The sequence below is a fragment of the Paraburkholderia guartelaensis genome, from assembly GCF_004353905.1.
In the GTDB taxonomy this organism is placed as follows: domain Bacteria; phylum Pseudomonadota; class Gammaproteobacteria; order Burkholderiales; family Burkholderiaceae; genus Paraburkholderia; species Paraburkholderia guartelaensis.
Map to the genome: position 1 here is coordinate 1 of NZ_SMOD01000046.1, position 18,214 is coordinate 18,214.

Genomic DNA, 18,214 nt, shown 5'->3' on the forward strand with positions numbered 1-18,214 from the left:
GGCATCACGCGGAGACTACGAGCGATGATCAGACGGCGCAGTGCGATCGAGCCAGCCATCGGCCACATGAAGACAGATGGCAAACTCGATCGGAACTGGCTGAAGGGAGCGCTCGGTGACGCGATGCACGCTGTGCTATGCGGCGCCGGTCACAACCTGCGGATGATCCTGAGGAAGCTGCGGCTTTTTTACGCCCTTGTTCTCATCGCCCTGTTCTTCGCTGTCGATCAGAGAGCATCCGCCCGCTGACGCCGATGTTGCCGATGACGGCCAAAACGAATTGTTCAGGGGCGACTACATAGTCCAACCTGTTTTTTACCCGCAACTATGGGAGGGATTCCAGGGCGCCCTCTACGGTCAGATCGTTCACCATGGGGACGCTGGAATCTCGATTCTTGGCGTTTTTTCCAGGTTTGGGATGGGGAAAGTAGGGTTTGTCCTCCATCTCCTTCTGATGCTTCTCGTCGTGCTGGCGTCGATGGCCCTTCGGGGCCGGCATGCACAAAGCTCTCTGCGGATCAGCTCCGCCGGCGAGCTGTTCTATTTTCTCGCAATTCTCATTCTGCTGAATCCAAGATTGATGTCGTACGATTTCAGCGTTTTTTCCGTTTGCCTTTATTTGTCGATGATTCTTTCGTCCCGAGGTGATGGCTGGGTGGGCATATTTTTGAGGATTTTCCCCTTCTTGACCATCCTGCCGCTATGCCTTGAAGGTTTGTTTGGTCTTCGAGTGCATTCTTTGACCTACTACTTCCTCGCGACCTATGTCCTGCTGGCTGCGGCAATAGCCTGTCATTGGCCTTTGAGCGTTCCCTCGGGAAGGGGCGCTCTCTCGCGTCCTGCCCCGCGGGAGTAGGCGCATGGCGCCAGCGCAACGTGCACATCCCGGCGCGAACGCCACGATGTCAGGCGTGCCTCAATCGTCCGGCTGCCAGGCCGGCCCCTTCTGCCATCCGGTTGATCATGAAAATCAGCGAAACAATCACAGGGAACACAAAGAATCTTTCCAGATAGAGCGGGAAGAGAATCAGATGCAAGGAAACAAAAAGCATTGACGCGATGAATATATAGTCCGGTTCAGCAAGCGGATTTCGTCTATAGAACCGCATGCCAAAAAGCACCAATGAAAACATGTAGACAAGGAGGTGTTGGCTGTGCGATCTCTTCGCACCTGATATGTACGCATTCACGTAGTCTGTGAGACGCGCTGAATTTTCCATAGTCGCTGGATACGGGTCGACACCGAATAGCGTGAAGTTGAACACCCGCAAGAAGCCGTAGTTTCCGTTGAGATGATTGTCGACAACAAGCAACCCAACCGAGAGCGCTGCAGAAAGCAACGTGATGCGTGTCGGAAACAACCGGAATGAAAACAAGCACAGGATCAGCGACAAAATGACGAAATCGGTTCTGGCCAACGGAAGTGCAACGATTGCCACGAACACCCATCTGCTGCGTTTCACCAGAAGCAGCAGTGCCAGCAGCGATAACAAGCAAGCAAGGGCGTCCGGAGAGGAGATGCGCCCAATGGTCGTAAGTTTCGAAATATAAATAATTGCCGGAAGATACAGCTGCGAAATCCGGAAATGCTCGAGCAACAGTGCCACTATGAGCACGCAAAGTGCCGCGTAGATTGCGTTGACGAGAATCGATGAACTCGAATAAGAGTGGACGAAATGATCGACGATTCGAATCGATTGCAGATACAGCACGCGTATCGAGTAGAAAGGTATTTGCTGTTCGAGGGAGACGGGATCGTTGAATACCGTCGCGCGATAAGTGGCATCAGGGACCTGTTCCGCCGGACTGGAACCATGCTGACTTCGGGAGGCGCCCGCCGTCAGCTTTTCGAGGTCGCTCTCACCAACCTCCTTAAGTACGTTCTCGAAGACAGCACGCCTCAATGGTTCGCCGGAAAGACCGTCCTGCTTGTACATGGACGCCACATAGCCAATGACGTCCCAGTTGAACCCGCTGTGATCGGGCTGCGTCAGGCCGACACGAAGCACCCAGCCACAGCATGCGGCGATGGTGAGCACACCCACCCACTTCCTGATGTTGTTTGCCATACTCAACGCCTCGGATTATGCGGCTGAAGATTACGAGCGACACGACTTATCGGGAAGGTCGAGGTTTTTTACACGTCTCTTTTAAATCCGCACAGGAGGAAACTCCGCCGCGCCGAGATTCTCGATCTCGATATAGGACGGCAGCTCGTTCGCGGTGCGCGAGTACAAACCCACGGCCGTTTGGGAGAACCCGAGCCGTTTGAAATAGTCGTGGCAGGTCGCATTCCTTCCGGTATCGACCAGCTCAGCGCGGACTTCAGATCCGGATTTCAGCGCCAATCGCGTAGCAATCGCCCCGACGACCAACTCTGCGCCGAGCCCAAACACGCGGCACGACAGAACGACCTGGACAATCTTTTCGCCATTGATCAGGCAAACAGAGATGATGCCGTTGTCGATCAATTTATCGCGCAGCGAAGAGACCACGCAGTACCCGCCCTGGCTTATGAACGCCTCGAACTCCGACCGTTCCCATCTTTTCCCGGTCGTATTGAATTGATTCGTCTTGTTGATAAGCTCGAACGCGCGATCGAAGTGTCTGGATTGTGGAGTCTTGATCAAGAAGAATGACTGGCGAAGCTGTAACGAAGCTAGCCACTCTTCCCGCGAAACACCATTGTTCGCGTCGGCACTGGCTTCGCGCTGCGAGATCGCGCGCACGAGTTCGGTGCGGCGCGATGACTCTTCGGTGACGATGGGGACCTGCGTTTCGGCCGATCGCAGAATGATTCGCCGCCAATCGTAGTGATTGCCGCCGAGGCAACGTATGGCAGGAATCGCCGCCTTCACCTCCGACAACTCACGGTCGTTGTCGTCGATAAAGACACAGTTGCCTGGAAGCAGGTTCACCTCCTTGAGGATTTCAAGGATGTTCTGCGACTTGGGTTTCCAGTTGATGCGCACGCACGCGAAGTCGTCCATCGTGATCGCGCCGCGCCAGATGGCGTTGAACCGTTCAATGGTGGGCGCTTCTTCATTCTTGCTGCAGATCGCCAGCAATCCGCCGCGCTTCTTGAAGAACAGCAAGGCTTCAGCAAGACCGATAGGCCAGCCTTCGATGCGTTGCTCCTGACTCACGCTCTCGCCTTCCGCTGCCACGCCGCGCCACATGGTGTCGTCGAGGTCGACGATAATCAGCTTCACAGGGTCTCGCTGCTCGATGACCTTGACTATCGCTTCGATCCGGGAAAGGAACGCGAGGGTAAATTCGCGGGACGCGACCTCATATGTCAGGATATTGCCAATCGCTTTGGGCGCAATCAGCCGATTCGCGTCCAGCTTGAAGTCCCAATCGTTGATGAACGAAGCGTGGGAGCTGCTCAACAGGACATCGTCCTGCAGGTGCCGGCGGCCGACAAAATTCAGTATCTCGTTGGCGTCGAGAAAGTAGCAATTGTTTGTCTTGCGCACAGCGTCCGACAGAAGCCGGTTGATCTCACGCACCAGATATCCGGGCGATGTCACAGCGAATGGATCGATGAGATCGCCGTCGTAATTGAAGCTCGGCTCGAAAAACGACATGAAGACGAGCGGAGCTGTCGTGATCTGCGCGGCGACCTGCGCCACTTTCTCAGCGAGATATTCCCCTGTTCTCTCCAGCAACGAGCGCGCTTCCTCGTCCGAACGCAGGCGAGAAAAGACCATGTCCACCACAGGTTCGGACATTTGCGTCACTTCGCCCAGAATGTGGCGGAGCGTGAGATTCACGACGACGACGTCATCGGTTGGCGCGGCGTCCGGGATCGGCGCATGGCGTCTCGAGCCCATCAGTATGTGCCGGATGTTGTGCCCGGAGTTTGCGCTTCGCTTGACGAGCATCTCCACAGAACACGTGCCGAGCAGCAATATATTGAGCTTGCGAGAATGGATCGCGAGCGACGTCGGCGGTAGCGGTATATTGACCTGTTTATCGGCGACCGACGAGTAAAACAAATCGCGGACAAATTGACGCATTTAGGACCTCGAAGTCGAAACGTTCTCCACCCGCAGGCGGCATCGGCCTTGAGATTAGAGCAGAGCGCAGATGCACCATCTGTGCGCCGACATACACAACCCCGACCGGATGATCCCTACGACGGCACGCACGACGTTTATAAACGTCCTCAGCAAAACGGGACCGATCGGGGAGATAAAAAAGGGGGAGGAACCAGCCCTTGACGAGAGCTTCGAACTTCAAGGCGGCAATCTGGAGGGGAGGAAACTGGATATGCAAGCTTGCCGGGCCGCCGGCTATGACTTTTATTTTTCGAGGCCGATGAAACTCAAGTCGAATAATCCTCAGCCTGGATTATTCGTCTCAACTGCTTGATTAAATTCACACCGCCCCACCCGATAAGCAGCCTCGCAAAGTGCGACGCCCAATCCTTGCTGGGAATCTCTATCTCTCTTAACAAAACTCGCTCGACAATGGCAAGTCTCAAGGCAATACTCATTTTCTTGTAAATCAGAACATTAAATATAAACGATGAGACATGCCCCTTTGACATCTGTTTATTATATTTTTCGAAAAATACGAGACTCGGCTCACAACTGACGGCCTTCGATATTCTGGCGGGGCTTTCACTCAAGGAATACTCCACCAGTGCATCGTGCAGATAAACGAATACGCAACCGGCCATTTCAGCTCGAATGGCAAAATCCCAATCCTGATGACGGCGCAACGACCCGTCGAAGCTGATCAGCGGGTACTGATGACGCCACATCATGATCGACGAGGTCTGAATATAGCCCCCCTCCAGCAGGATGAAGTCGAGCATCGACTGCCCATCGTAGGGCGAGCGGTTGCCCAGGATGCGCCGCCCGGTGTCCGTTAGCACGACGTTGCTGAAGAGCACCTTCGCTTCGTTCCCCTCAGGCTTGGGGCCGAACGCGGCGATGCAGCGCTCGAGTTTGTTCGGAAGCCATCGGTCGTCAGCGTCGAGGAAGGCGATCAGATCACCGGTGGCCTCCTCAATGCCCCGGTTTCGACACCATGCCGCACCATGGTTCTCGCTTGCGCGAATCAGGCGCAAGACAATGTTGTCTCCGCAACGACTCGGCAATTCGAACTGCAGCCCCGATGCATCATCGACGACAATAATTTCCCGCGGAACAACGGTTTGACTGGAAATCGAGTCTATTGCCACCCAAAGCAAATCAAGGCTGTTGTAGTGTGGAATGATCACACTCACGTTGTAGACATTGTCAAAATCACACCGCATCCCACACCTCGAATCTGAATTTCGACAACTTCCTCGTGCAAAGAGTAAAACTATCGGTCTCGATCTGGTAGCACGTCAATCGCACATATTCTTACCGTTTCTTACCTGAACAGAGATACCCGTTAGGAATCCGGAAATATTTCTTACACAAAAATTAAACATACTTTCTAATTCCATACAAACCAGATTGGCAAACCTCCCCCAAACGGGTTTCGGACCAATCATTTCAAAGACCATGGAGTTGACTCAGTTCAATAACGAACGCAATCGACAGGCGTTCTGGAAGCCACAGCAATAGACGATTCGTCCGGCGCCGCATCAAGTCACAAAGGACCAGGCAGCCCAGCTGCTTTCGGAGAGCCTCACAGGTTTTGTGTCGACGCCTTGTTTCGGCAATTGCCGCGTCGGCTCGTCGAACCCCGTACACATGCGCGCACGCAGTGCAGCGTAATTTCACACGCTTTGATGGATCGTAGGCCGTGTCGCAAGTCTCGTTCCGTGGGTTGCCCAACAAATCCGCGAGAGTTGTATCTGTACATTCTCTTGTGCGTAGGCCACTCGTTGCGCACTCAACCGGGTGGCGCGCAGCCCCGTGCCGCACCGACACTTCCCACCGCAAGCCGAACCAGGCCCTCAATGTCCTTGTCGCCACTCACACCGCCAACCATGCAAGAAGTCCATGTCTGGCAATGGGACCTCGACGCCTGCGTAAGTGAATTTGATCGGTACTGGAAGACGCTATCCGCGCAGGAACACGAGCGGGCCGGCAACTTTCGCTTCGAGCTGCATCGCTGCCGCTACGTGACTGGACGGGGAAAACTCAGACAGATTCTTGGCCACTATGCTGGGCTCCCTGCGCGGGCGGTCGCACTCGAGTATGGGCCGGAAGGCAAACCGTTTTGCACGAGCCGACCTGCCGGATGGAGGATCTGCTTCAACCTGAGCCACAGCGAGAATACGGCGGCGCTCGCCGTTTCGAACGGTTTCGAGGTGGGGATCGACGTAGAACATATTCGCGCAATCGAGGAGAGCATGCCGGTTCAAGTCTTCTCCGCTCGCGAGCGCGAACAATTCGACGCGCTCCCGGCATCAGAACGGCAAACGGTTTTCTTTGAAACGTGGGCGCGCAAGGAGGCCTGCCTGAAGGCGCTCGGCACCGGCTTCATACTGCCGCCGGAGCATTTCGAGTTCGATCTTGCCGTTCACGGCGACACGACACCGCGCTTCGTCGGCGGCGAGGCGCAGGAAGCGGCGCATTGGCGCGTTCGCGCCTTGACATCCGGCCGGACGTGCGCGGGAGCGGTGGCCGCGAGGCGCGCCGAATGGTCAATCGTCGAGATGAATTGACCGGCAAGAGGTCGGCCACGACAGTCTCAGCGTCGCCCCACGGGATATGCATACCCATTGCGCATAAATTATGTATGTCGGCGCACAGAGGTTTCGGCGCCGCCTCGCTTAAATCCATGGAAGCACATAACAACGCGCGGGCACGCCGCAAGCGTTTGGCGAAGCCACGCGAAGGCGAGACATGCCATGAACCAGGCCGTAGCTGGGGGAGATGCTGACAGAGCGCGCATGATCGATGCGATGCGTGGCGTCGCCGCGATGGCTGTCGCGTATTTTCATTGCCGGTTGCTTACGTGGATTGGCATTCGGGCGTTCATCGCGGGGCATCACCGGGCGATTTCGCTCGACACGGTGCTGGCCTACCTGTCGATCCCGTTCGTCTGGGGCCCGATCGGCGTACCGATCTTTTTTGTTATCAGTGGCTACTGCATTCATCACAGTCAGGCGGTGCGGCTCGCACGTAATCCGCAGTACCGGCTCGACGCGCGAGAGTTCCTGTTACGGCGTTTCATCCGTATCTATCCCGTGCTGTTTTGCGCGTTACTGCTTACGTTCGCGCTCGACAGCATCAGTCTCCATTATTTGCCGCATAACGAGCAATTAGGCGATCTGAGTTTGCGGACCTTCTTCGCGAATCTGCTTGGGATACAGGGCGTCGCCTCGCCAGTCTACGGTTCGGATACCGTGCTCTGGACCCTGTCGCTTGAGGTTCAGTTCTATATGCTCTATCCGCTGCTGCTGGCCGCGCAGCGGCGGCTTGGGCCGGATCATCTGCTCGCGTGGCTCATGGCGCTGAGTGTGGTTTCCTATGTGCTGCTCGAGCGGCGCGGGACGCTCATCTTCGCGACGTATTGGTCTTCGTGGTACCTCGGCGCGTGGATCGCGGAACGCGAGGTGCGAGGACTGCGTTTTCCGCGACGGTACCTCCTCGTCGCATCGCCAATCCTGCTGGTGTTCGGCTGTGTCGCGTCGATGCGAGATGCGCGATACCTCTGGTGCCTGCCTTGGGCGCTCGCGTTCACGCCGTTATTTGTCGTGATGCTGCATGCGCACGCGAACCACGGCCTTGCGATGCGCGCGCTCGAGAAAATCGGGGATTTCAGCTATTCGCTCTACATCGTGCACATACCGATCTTCATGCTTCTGGCCTCATGTCTGTTTCATGGGACAAGGCAGGTCAGCATTCTCTGGTCGATTGGACTCTTTCCGGTCGGGCTTGCGACGGCATACATCTTCCATCTGCTGGTCGAGCGCCCTGCGATGGGAGTACTGCGCAGAAGGTCGATGCAACGGCGCGTCCTCGCCAGCGAGCTGGTGCAACTCGACGGACACAGATAGCGCTCAAGCCTCCTTTTGACGGTTGCCGCCCTCGCCCCTCAGCACAGCAACGGGCGGGAAAACCAGCATCGCGTTGCGCCAATCCCCTCTCCCGTGGGCCCCAGCGTGCGCGTGCGATGTGTTGTTGCAGTACACCATGTGTGCGACGGCGAACGGATAGGCATCCCGCGGAAGATTAACTTCCTCCTACAGCAAATTTTAAAGTTGGGACACGAGCCGGGTGCGCAAAGCCGCCTGGCGCTTGTGCTTCCTGTGACCGGCTGCCGTTCTGCGCAAGTGCCGCGAGCCCATCGCCCTCGCCTTGCTCAGCACGGGACCTTCGTCAAAATTGTGGGGGAGTAGCAAATGTCACACAGAGATGGACTTTCAGGCGTTTTGCCGGGCGGGACCAATCATGTGCCTGGCGTGGCAGCGCGCTTCGATGCCATATGTGCCGAGTTCGGCAATCATCTTGCTGTGATTGACGCCACGGGCGAGGAAAATTACGCCGCCCTCGGCGAACGTTCGGCGCGGCTCGCCACCGTCCTGCACGAAATGGGACTGGAGCCCGGCGAGCGCTGCGCGATCATGGTTTCGCGCAGCCGCGACACGCTCGCCTTGATGCTGGCGATCCTGCGGCTGGGCGCCGTCTACGTGCCGCTGGACCGCGCCTATCCGAAGGCGCAGCTCGATTTCATCGTTTCCGACTGCTCGCCCAAGCTCATCATCGCTGAAGCGGCCGCGCTCGCCAGCGTTGGCGAACTGAACGGCGTCTCGGTCGATCTCGAGCATGTCGTGGCGGCGGCCGAGGCCGCCGAGCCCGCGCCGCTCCACGCTAGCACTCGTGACGACGCTGCCTACGTGATGTACACCTCAGGCTCGACCGGCAAGCCCAAGGGCGTGATCGTGCCGCAGCGCGCGATCCTGCGCCTCGTGCAGGGCCAGACGTTCACCGAGCTTTCGCCCCACACGCGCTTCCTCAACCTCGCGCCGCTCGCCTTCGATGCAAGCACGCTGGAGATCTGGGGACCGCTCCTGAACGGCGGCTGTGCCGCCATCATCAACGAGGTCCAGCCCTCTCTCGACACGATCGCGTCCGAGATAGCGCGACTTGGCGTTACCAGCGCCTGGTTCACGGCTGGCCTCTTCAATGCGCTCGCCGACTATCGGCTGGAAGCCTTTCTTCCGCTCAAGGAGGCGCTGACGGGCGGGGACGTGCTGTCTCCCGTCCATGTTCGAAAGGTCATGGAGGCTCATCCGGGTCTGCAGATCATCAATGGCTACGGCCCGACCGAGAACACGACCTTCACTTGCTGCTATCGCATTCCGCGAGAAGGCGAGGCGCTCGCGCATGGCGATGCCATTCCCATTGGCTACGCCATCGCAGGCACGAGTGCCTACATCGTGGACGACAAGCTCGTGCCCGTTGCCGATGGAGAAGTCGGCGAACTGGTCACCGGCGGCGACGGCGTCGCGCTCGGCTATCTCAACCGCCCCGAACTGACGGCGGAGAAGTTCGTCGACGACGTTTTCGCTCCCGGCGCCAAGCTCTACCGCACGGGCGACCTCGTACGCCGTCGCGCGGACGGCGCAATCGAATTTCTGGGCCGCAACGATCGGCAGATCAAGATTGCAGGCAAACGCATCGAACTCGACGAAATCGAACATGCGTTGCGCGTGGCGCCCGGCGTGGCCGACGCGGCCGTGGCGGCATTCGATGGCCGCATGGGCAAGGCCATCGCTGGCTTCGTGAAAGCCGATGCGGCGGACGCTGACGTTCTCCTGAAAGAAATCCGCGCTTATCTCAAGTCCGCACTGCCCGACTACATGATGCCGTCGGAACTGCGTGTGCTGCCCGACTTTCCACTGACGCCCAATGGCAAGATCAACCGCAAAGCGCTGCTTGCGGAAATCGATACGCAATCCGAATCATCGGCAGCGCCCTTGCCCGTTGACGACGACATTGCCGACAAGCTCGCGTCCGTATTCGAAGGGCTTCTCGGCAAACCCGTCGACCGCCGCGCGAACTTCTTCGACCTCGGCTTGCGCTCGCTCGATCTGATGCGCGCGCACGCCATCATCGCGCGCGACGTCGCAGCCAAGGTCGCGCTGGTGGATCTGTTCCGTCACCCCAATGTCGAGGCGCTGGCTGCGCAGCTGCGCACGACGCTCCCAGCAGGCAAAGAGACGATCCGTCAACGCCGAGGCGCGCAAAGCGGAGCGATCGCAGTCGTCGGCATGTCCGGGCGGTTTCCGGGCGCGCGCAATGTCTCCGAATTTTGGGCGAACATCCTCGCGGGGCGCGACTGCATCACGCATTTCGACCTGGCGGAACTGGAGGACAGTTTCGACGACAAGTCGCGACGCGACGCGAGTTATGTCAAGGCGCGGCCGATACTGGCGGATGTCGATCACTTCGATGCCGGCTTTTTTGGCATGCTCGCGCGCGAGTCCGCGCTGACCGACCCGCAGCAGCGCCTCTTCCTCCAGATCGCGTGGGAAGCGTTCGAAGATGCCGGATACGACCCGGCGACGATCACCGGCGCCGTCGGGGTGTTCGCCGGCACGTCGATGAACACGTACTTCCTCAAGCACATCCTGTCCGATCGCGCGGTCATCGACGAATTTACGAGCCAGTTCCAGATCGGCGAGTATCAAAAGCTCGTTGGGGCCGGCGATTTCGTCGCCACCCGCACCGCCTACAAGCTCGGGCTCACGGGGCCGGCCATCTCCGTGCAGACGGCATGCTCCACCTCGCTCACCGCGATCAGCCTCGCCGTCGAGAACCTTCGTGCCGGACGCTGCGACATGGCGCTGGCCGGCGGCGTCTCGATCACCTTCCCGCAGAAGCGCGGTTACTTCTATGAAGAAGGCGGCATGGGTGCGCCCGACGGCGTGTGCCGTCCGTTCGATGCCGACGCGAAGGGCACGGTATTCGGCAGCGGCGCGGGCGTCGTCCTGCTCAAACGTCTCGAAGACGCCATCGCCGACGAAGATCCGATCTATGCCGTGATCCGCGGCGTGGGCATCAACAACGACGGTTCCGACAAGGTCGGCTTCACCGCGCCGAGCGTCGACGCCCAGGCCCGCGCCATTGCCATCGCGCACGCCGAGGCTGGCATCGATCCGGCCTCGATTGGCTATGTCGAGGCCCATGGCACGGCTACGCCGCTTGGCGATCCGATCGAATTCGCGGGCCTCGTGCAGGCGTTCCGTCTGGGCGGCGCCGAGGGCGGCCAGTTCTGCGCGCTCGGCTCGGCGAAGGCCAACGTGGGGCACCTCGACGCGGCCGCGGGCGTAACGGGTTTCATCGCTGCGTCGCTCGCGCTGCGCAACCGCACGTTGCCGCCGCTCACGCATTTCCGCTCGCCCAACCCCGGCATCGACCTGACCGACAGTCCGTTCTTCTTCAATACGGCCGTGCGTCCCTGGGCTGATGGCGCCACGCCGCGCCGCGCAGGGGTGAGTTCGCTTGGCGTCGGCGGGACGAACGTCCATGTGGTGCTGGAGGAGGCGCCTTGCCGCAACGCCTCGGGCGAGCAAAGCGAACAACCTCAGATCCTGCCGCTGTCGGCCCGCAGCACGGCGGCGCTCGAACGCGCGAAGGCGAACCTCGCCACCCACCTCGCCAGCCATCCGGAGATCGCATTAGCCGACGTGGCCGCGACACTGCAAACGGGCCGCCGCGATTTCGCGCACCGCGCCGTCGTGGTCGCCGAGAGCGTGGAGCAGGCCCAGGCCAAGCTCCAGAAAGGCGCGATCGAAGCACAGGCGCCGCAGGCCACGCCTGCGGTCGTCTTCATGTTCCCCGGCCAGGGCGCGCAGTATCCGGGCATGGGCGCCGCGCTCTATCGCACCGAGCCGGTCTATCGTGAGTGGATCGACAAGGGCGCCGAGGCACTGGCTCCTCATCTCGGCCTGGACATCCGCACACTGCTGTTGAGCGAAGCCCCGGAAGGCGACGACACCCCGCACCCCATCCGCTCGACGATCTACGCGCAGCCTGCGCTCTTCCTCGTCGAATATGCGCTCGCGCAGTTGTGGATCTCGCGCGGCGTCAAGCCGGCAGCCATGATCGGCCACAGCGTCGGCGAGCTGGTTGCGGCCTGCGTGGCGGAGGCGATCGCTTTCGAGGATGCGCTGCGCCTGATCGCGCAACGCGGCGCGCTCATGCAGTCCGCCGAACCGGGCGCGATGCTGGTCGTGCGCCTGTCGGAGGCCGAACTCAGCCCGATGTTGCCCGCGGATGTCGATCTCGCCGCGATCAATGCGCCGACGCTCAGCGTCGTGGCAGGCCCCTTCGCCGCCATCGAGGCATTCGAGGCCACGCTCAAGGCGCGCGATATCGAGCATCGACGTCTGCACACTTCGCACGCGTTCCACTCTCGCATGATGTCGGGCGTCGTCGACGATCTGGCCAAGGTCGCGAACAGCCTGTCTTTCGCGCGGCCGAAGATTCCGTACGTGTCCTCCGTGACCGGGCAGTGGGCGGCGATGGATCAGCCGGTCTCGGGACAGTACTGGGCCAGCCATTGCCGCAATGTCGTGCGCTTTAGCGACGCGCTGGCCACGGTCACGGCAGAGGGCAAGCCGCTGCTGCTCGAAATCGGCCCGGGCCGCACGCTCTCGACCTTTGTCCTGCAGGGCTTGCCCAAGGACCGGCATCAGGGCGCGATTGCCTCGCTGCCCGATTTCGCGACGCGCGAGCGCGAGCTTGCCGTCCTCGCCGAGGCGACCGGGCGCCTGTGGCTGAACGGCGTCACGCCGAGCTGGAAAACGCTGCGGGCTGAAGCCGGCCGCCGCGTTTCGCTACCGACCTACCCCTTCGAGCCGGAACGGCACTGGATTGACGCCCCGGCAACCGCCTCTTCACGCCAGCCGACGACCGTTGCCCCAGCGATTGCCGCACAAGCCCCGTCCGAAGCCCTAATCGATACTCCCCAGACCGCCATGGCCCAAACCGTCCAAATCGACCGCAAACCGCGTCTCATTGCCGAACTGGCGTCGCTGCTCGCCGAAATGTCCGGCGAAGCACCGGATACGTCCAATCCGGACGTGACCTTCTGGGATCTCGGTTACGACTCGCTGTTCATGGGGCAAGTATCGCGGCAGCTGCGCCGCCGCTACGACGTCACGATCAGCTTCCGGCAGATCATGAGCGACTATCCGACGCTGCCTGCCCTCGCGCAGTTCCTCGATGGCGCCATGCCGCCCGATCCGGAAGTGCCTGCTGAGGCTGCGCCGGTTGCTGCACCTGCTGTTGCGCCGGCCGCTGTTCAAGTCTCGGCTGCTCCGGTCGCCGTTGCGGCAGTGCAGGTGGCTGCACCTGTGGCTGTTCAGGCAGCCACCGGCGACCTCCAGTCGGTGATCCGCGACCAGCTCGCCGCGATGCAGTCGGTGATGGCGCGTCAGCTCGAGGTGCTGCAAGGTGCGCCGCTGGCCGTTCAGCAGCCCGCAGCGGTTCAGATCGCCGCACCGGCCATCGCAGCCGCCCCGGTCGTTGCCGCCGCAGCGCCCGCACCGGCCGCCGCGCCCGCGCACGCCGCCGGCCCCGAGATCAAGTTCGAGGAGAACCGCCCGTCGCGCTTCACCGCGTACAAGCCCGGCGCCTCGCACTCGGCCCAGATGACCGACGCGCAGCAGGCGTTCATCACCGATCTGGCGGCGCGCTACTCGGCCAAAACAGCCACTTCCAAGTCTCGTACGCAGTCCTATCGCGCCGTGCTTGCCGATCCGCGTACCGCCAGCGGCTTCCGCGAGGAATGGAAGGAGCTTGTCTATCCGATCGTCGCCCAGCGCTCGAAGGGCTCGAAGATCTGGGACGTGGACGGCAACGAATACATCGACGTGGTCAACGGCTACGGCCAGACCGCGTTCGGCCACACGCCCGATTTCGTGGTTGCCGCGGTCAACGCGCAACTGGCGGAAGGCTTCGCTATCGGACCGCAGTCGCCGCTCGCCGGCGAAGTCGCCCAGATGTTCTCGGAGATGACCGGCCATCAGCGCGTCACGTTCTGCAATACCGGCTCGGAAGCCGTGATGGCGGCGATGCGCCTCGCGCGCACGGTGACCGGCAAGGACAAGGTCGTCTGCTTCGACGGCGACTATCACGGCCAGTTCGACGAAGTGCTCGTGAAGCCGGGCAGCGAAGCGGGCGTGCCGCGCGCATTCCCGCTCGCTCCGGGAATTCCGCAGACCTCCGTGGGCAACATGGTCGTGCTGCCCTACGCGCGTCCCGAAAGCCTCGAGTGGATCAAGGCAAATATCGACGATATCGCAGCCGTCCTGATCGAGCCGGTGCAGTCGCGCCATCCCAATCTGCGTCCGAAGGAGTTCGTGCAGCAGTTGCGCGACGTGACGGCCGCCAATGAGTCGGCCCTCATCTTCGACGAGGTCGTAACGGGCTTTCGCGTCCATCCGGCCGGCATGCAAGGCCTGTGGGGCATCCAGGGCGACATGGCGACCTACGGCAAGGTGGTCGGCGGCGGCCTGCCCATCGGCGTGCTCGCCGGCACCACGCAGTACATGGACGCGCTCGACGGTGGTCAGTGGCAGTTCGGCGATGCTTCGGTACCCGAAGTTCCGCCGACGTTCTTCGCAGGCACGTTCGTGCGCCATCCCGTCGTGCTGGCCGCGATGAAAGCCGTCCTCCTGCACCTCAAGGAAGCGGGCCCGGCGCTGCAGGAAGGGCTCGGCGAGCGCATGGCCGGCCTCGTGCAGCGTGTCAACGCGCATCTGGAGAAGGTCGGCATCGCCACGCGGGCCGAATCCTTCTCGAGCTGGTTCTATGTGAATCTCGCAGGCGAGGATCGCCTCGGCAGCCTCTTCTATCCGTATATGCGCTACCTCGGCGTGCATATCATGGAAGGCTTCCCCTGCTTCCTGACGACGAGCCATTCGGACGAGGACATCCGCAAGATCGGCGACGCCTTCATCGCGAGTATCGATGCACTCCAGCGCGTCGGCATTCTCGGTGGCGTGCAGGACGCCGCGGCGCTGACGCAGGCCGAACCGGCGCTCACGCAATCGGCACTCACCGAGCCGCAGAAGGAAATCTGGATGTCGGCCCAGCAGGGCCATGAGGCCTCGCTCGCGTTCAATGAGTCGTTCACGCTCGAACTCAATGGCAAGCTCAACGAGGCCGCGTTCGAGCGCGCCTTCGCCGCGACGGTTGCCCGCCACGATGCGCTGCGCGTGCACTTCTCGCGCGTGGGCGACATGATGTTCGCGGAACCGACGACGACCGTGCCGCTGGTCCCGATCGACCTTTCCACTCACGCCGATCCGGCGGGCGAGCTCAAGGCCATCATCGACGCGGAAGCCCGCGAAGTTTTCGACCTGACCCGGGCGCCGCTCGCGCGCGCCGCACTGGTGCGCCTCGAAGCGCAGAAGTGGGCGTTCGTGTTCACGGCGCATCACATCGTCTGCGACGGCTGGTCGATCAACATCATCCTGCGCGATCTGGCTGCGCTCTACGCCGCAGAAGTCTGGGGCACGCAGCCGGAACTCGACGAGGTGCAGAGCTTCCTTGCCTTCGCCAAGGCGCAGGACGAGATCGGTGTCGAGAAGGAAACGCGCGAGTTCTGGATGAACGTCCATCGCGTCCCGGCGCCGCAACCCGATTTGCCCGGCGACCGCCCGCGTCCGGAACGCAAGAGCTTCAACGGCGCTTCGACGACCCGCCATCTGGGAGCCGATCTTCTCAAGCAAGTGAAGACCGCTTCCTCGAAGCAGGGCTGCTCGCTGTTCGCCACGCTGTTCGGCGCGGCTCAGGTGCTGTTCGGCCGTCTGTCCGGCAATGACGATGTGGTGATCGCCGCGCCGATGGCTGGCCAGTCGCAAGCGGGCGAAGCGCTGCTGGTCGGGCACTGCGTCAACTTCCTGCCGCTGCGCGTGAAGTTCGACCGCGAGAAGCCGTTCGCCACGCACATGAAGGCAGTGCGTGATCACCTCTATGATGCAGGCGACCGCCAGAACTACACCTACGGCGCACTCGTGCGCGATCTCGGCATCAAGCGCGATCTCAACCGGCTGCCGCTGACCGACCTGCAGTTCAACCTGGAAAAGGTCGACGGCGAACTCGACATGGCAGGCGTCACCACGCACTTCGCGCCGAACGCGAAGGCCTACAGCAACTTCGATCTGTTCCTGAACGTGATCGAATCGGCACAGGGTCTGCGTCTCGATTGCGACTTCAACACCGACGTCTATGACGAAACGACGATCCAGCGCTGGCTCGGCTACTACGAAACCTTGCTGACGGCGATCGCACGCGATGCCGAAATGCCTGTCGCAGCACTGCCGCTCTTGAGCGATGCGGAAATCCACCATCTGCGTGACGAGCTGAACGCGTCCCAGCGCGACTACGATCTCTCGCAGACGACGCCGGCGCTGATCGCTGCGCAGGCCTGGCAGGCTCCGGATACGACGGCCGTGTCGGACGAATCGACGAGCCTGACCTATGGCGAACTCGATGCGCGCGCCAGCCAGATCGCGCGCCGGCTCATGGCGGCGGGTATCGCGTCGGGCTCACGCGTCGCCCTCGCGATGGAACGCAGCGCCATGATCGTGGCTGCCATGATCGGCGTGTGGCGCGCGGGCTGCGCCTACGTGCCGCTCGACATGACGATGCCGCCTGCACGCCTGCGCCAGATTCTCGATGGCGCCGGCATCGCCGCCATCCTCAGCGATGAGGCAAGCCTCACGGTGCTGGAGCCGGGCGCGCATCGCGTGCTGGACGTGGAGGCGCTCCTCGCGCAGGACGACGACGAGACTGTGGCGCTGCCCGCCGTCACGGACGCGGATTCGGCCTACGTGATCTTCACGTCGGGCTCGACGGGTCAGCCCAAGGGCGTGGAGATCGGCCATCGCGCGCTGAGCAACTTCCTGCTCTCGATGGCGCACGCGCCGGGCTTTACGGTCAGGGACAGCATCGTCGCGGTGACGACGTTCTCCTTCGATATCTCGGGTCTCGAGCTGTTCCTGCCGCTCATCGCCGGCGGGCGGACCTTCATCGCCGGCCATGCGGAAGTGCGCACCGGTTTCGAGCTGGTGACCCGCCTGAAGGAAGAAGCCGCCACTGTTCTCCAGGCGACGCCTTCGCTGTGGCGCATGCTGCTCGAGGCCGGCTTCAAGGCGCCGAAGGGCTTCAAGATCCTGTGCGGCGGCGAGCCGTTGCCGCGCGATCTCGCCGACGACCTGCTCGCGACCGGCGCGGAGGTGTGGAACCTCTACGGCCCGACCGAGACGACGATCTGGTCCTCCGCCTCGCGTGTCGTTGCGAACGCACCGGTGGTGATCGGCGCGCCGCTCGCCAATACCGACCTGCACGTGCTGACCGACGACCTGCATCTGGCGCCCGAAGGCGTGAGCGGCGAACTGTGGATTGGCGGTGAAGGCCTGGCGAAGGGCTATTTCAACCGCCCTGACCTGACCGATGCCGCCTTCAAGTCGGTTGCCGTCGAAGGCGCAGCACCGCGCCGGCTCTACCGCACCGGCGATCTCGCGAAGCGGCTCGCCGACGGCTCGCTCCAGCACCTGGGCCGTCGCGACCAGCAGATCAAGCTGCGCGGCTTCCGCATCGAGATCGAGGATATCGAGGCCACCCTGCGCAAAGCTCCCGGTGTTGCCGCAGCCGCCGTCGCCCTGCATACCGTGGCCGACAGCGCGCGCCTCGTGGGCTACCTGGTCGGCGCTGGCTCCGACAAGCCGGATCAGAGCGCAGTCGCGGCGCATGTCGCCGGGCAACTGCCGTCCTACATGGTGCCGACGCTGTGGATGACGCTCGACGCACTGCCTCAGACCAGCAACGGCAAGCTCGACCGCAAGGCCCTGCCCGTGCCGACGGCGGACATGGTGGCCGCGCCGGTGCGCCAGCCGCATGCCGCGCTCAAGGTCGTGCCGCAAGCGCCGGTGCCGGTCGAACCGGCGGCGAGCGAACCCGCGCAAATCGTGGTCGCCGCAGCCGAACCCGCGGTCATGACGCCGACGCAGGCCACCATCGCGGCGATCTGGGGCGAGGTGCTCGGGCTGCAGCAGGTGGGTATCGATCAGAAGTTCTTCAGCCTCGGTGCAGACAGCCTCCAGCTCTTCCGCATCGTTGCACGAATGAACGAGCGCGGGTTGGGCGTGGATGCGCGTCAGCTCATGAAGAACGTCACGATCGAGCAGCTGGCCGCGAGCCTTGACGGTACGCAGACGGACGAGCCGGTCGAGGCGCCCGCCGTGGCGCGGCCGTCGATCCTCAACTTCAAGCGCAGGATTGCCGAAGGAGCCTGAGCG

7 protein-coding genes and 1 pseudogene are annotated in these 18,214 nt (G+C 61.8%); 5 read left to right on the top strand and 3 right to left on the bottom strand.

Translation table 11 applies throughout. From position 1 onward, the window contains the following. Both E1N52_RS36260 and E1N52_RS36265 read left to right on the top strand, forming a co-directional pair. Positions 1-249: pseudogene (locus E1N52_RS36260) on the top strand (IS5/IS1182 family transposase); the annotation flags it as partial. A gap of 205 nt (positions 250-454) precedes the next feature. Next, positions 455-856, top strand: coding sequence for a hypothetical protein (locus E1N52_RS36265; RefSeq protein WP_133188902.1), 402 nt, complete (start codon positions 455-457; stop codon positions 854-856). A 49-nt stretch (positions 857-905) separates the two neighbouring features. Here the strand turns inward: E1N52_RS36265 and E1N52_RS36270 are convergent, their stop codons facing one another. The 3 genes from E1N52_RS36270 to E1N52_RS36280 all read right to left on the bottom strand — a co-directional run bounded on the left by E1N52_RS36270 (position 906) and on the right by E1N52_RS36280 (position 5,239). Then, positions 906-2,069, bottom strand: coding sequence for a hypothetical protein (locus tag E1N52_RS36270; RefSeq protein WP_133188904.1), 1,164 nt, complete (start codon positions 2,067-2,069; stop codon positions 906-908). 81 nt (positions 2,070-2,150) lie between these two features. Then, entirely contained in the window at positions 2,151-4,022 is a 1,872-nt protein-coding gene (locus E1N52_RS36275) for an HAD-IIIC family phosphatase (RefSeq protein WP_133188906.1), read from the bottom strand. Positions 4,023-4,330: 308 nt separating this feature from the next. Further along, positions 4,331-5,239, bottom strand: coding sequence for a glycosyltransferase family 2 protein (locus E1N52_RS36280; RefSeq protein ID WP_246089371.1), 909 nt, complete (start codon positions 5,237-5,239; stop codon positions 4,331-4,333). A 591-nt stretch (positions 5,240-5,830) separates the two neighbouring features. Between E1N52_RS36280 and E1N52_RS36285 the strand changes: the two genes are divergently transcribed. From E1N52_RS36285 to E1N52_RS36295, 3 genes are all read left to right on the top strand, one after another. After that, positions 5,831-6,616, top strand: a complete 786-nt coding sequence (locus E1N52_RS36285; protein ID WP_246089372.1) for a 4'-phosphopantetheinyl transferase family protein — start codon at positions 5,831-5,833, stop codon at positions 6,614-6,616. A 186-nt stretch (positions 6,617-6,802) separates the two neighbouring features. Beyond that, the gene (locus E1N52_RS36290) at positions 6,803-7,954 is read left to right on the top strand and encodes an acyltransferase family protein (RefSeq protein ID WP_133188910.1); all 1,152 of its coding nucleotides are present in this window, start codon (positions 6,803-6,805) and stop codon (positions 7,952-7,954) included. A gap of 345 nt (positions 7,955-8,299) precedes the next feature. Continuing rightward, positions 8,300-18,211, top strand: a complete 9,912-nt coding sequence (locus tag E1N52_RS36295; protein ID WP_133188912.1) for a non-ribosomal peptide synthetase/type I polyketide synthase — start codon at positions 8,300-8,302, stop codon at positions 18,209-18,211. Positions 18,212-18,214: the final 3 nt, after the last annotated feature.

Bases quoted from the DNA above. Each gene is read 5' to 3' on its own strand.
- E1N52_RS36270 (WP_133188904.1), bottom strand. From the start codon at position 2,069: ATGGCAAACAACATCAGGAAGTGGGTGGGTGTGCTCACCATCGCCGCA.
- E1N52_RS36290 (WP_133188910.1), top strand. From the start codon at position 6,803: ATGAACCAGGCCGTAGCTGGGGGAGATGCTGACAGAGCGCGCATGATC.
- E1N52_RS36295 (WP_133188912.1), top strand. From the start codon at position 8,300: ATGTCACACAGAGATGGACTTTCAGGCGTTTTGCCGGGCGGGACCAAT.
- E1N52_RS36265 (WP_133188902.1), top strand. From the start codon at position 455: ATGCTTCTCGTCGTGCTGGCGTCGATGGCCCTTCGGGGCCGGCATGCA.
- E1N52_RS36275 (WP_133188906.1), bottom strand. From the start codon at position 4,022: ATGCGTCAATTTGTCCGCGATTTGTTTTACTCGTCGGTCGCCGATAAA.